Here is a 666-nt window from a genome sequence, read left to right on the forward strand (position 1 = left end):
GTTGTGTTTGTTGGGTGGTTGTTGGGGGGGGGGTTGTTGGTTTGGGTTTTTGGTGGTGCTGTTTTTTGTTCTTTTTTTTTGTAGAGTTGAATTGTTTGCCAAGCGTGACATGGGGGGGTAGTATGGTTTTTAACGGGTGTCGGGTGGCGGGGTGTGTGGGTGGGTGTTGTTTTTGGTGTTGGGGGGGGGTTGTTTGGGGGGTTTGGGTGGTTTTTTGGGTGGTTTTTGTTGTGTGGTGTTAGTTGGGGGTGGGGGTTGTTGGTGGGGTTGTGTTGGGTGGGGGTGGTTTGGTTGTGGGTGGTGTCGTGGTTGGTGGTGGTGGTGTGGTTTGTTTTGGTTTGGTGTGTGTTTTTTTGGGTGGTGGTGTGGGTTTTGTGGTCGGTTGGTGTTGTTTTTGTTGTTTTTGGTTTTTTTGGTGGGGTTGTTGTTGTGTTTGGTTTGGGCTTGTTTGGTTTGGGTGTGTGGGTTGTTGTCGGGGGTGTGGACTGTGTTGTCTTTGGTCGTTTTGTTTTGTGGTGGTGGGCTGGGGGGGTTGGGGTGTTGGGGTTTTTTGGTTGTTTCTGTGTTTGTTGTTGTCGTCTCGGTTCGGTTTTGTTGTGGTGTGGCGGGGTTTTTGTCGGGGGTGTTTTTTTGTGGGTGGGGTATGTCGTTTGGGTGTTTGGGGTG

2 protein-coding genes are annotated in these 666 nt (G+C 50.6%); both read left to right on the forward strand.

Features of this window, described 5'->3' with window-relative positions; translation table 11 throughout:
- On the forward strand, positions 1 to 242 hold a 242-nt coding region (locus ACTHTY_RS11360; protein WP_440367712.1), incomplete at its 5' end, for a hypothetical protein.
- Positions 137 to 666 (forward strand): hypothetical protein (locus tag ACTHTY_RS11365; RefSeq protein ID WP_440367714.1); only part of this gene is annotated, 530 nt, incomplete at its 3' end. The genes ACTHTY_RS11360 and ACTHTY_RS11365, both read left to right, overlap by 106 nt.

This window comes from Neisseria sp. P0019.S002 (assembly GCF_051957155.1).
GTDB classification, from domain to species: domain Bacteria; phylum Pseudomonadota; class Gammaproteobacteria; order Burkholderiales; family Neisseriaceae; genus Neisseria; species Neisseria perflava.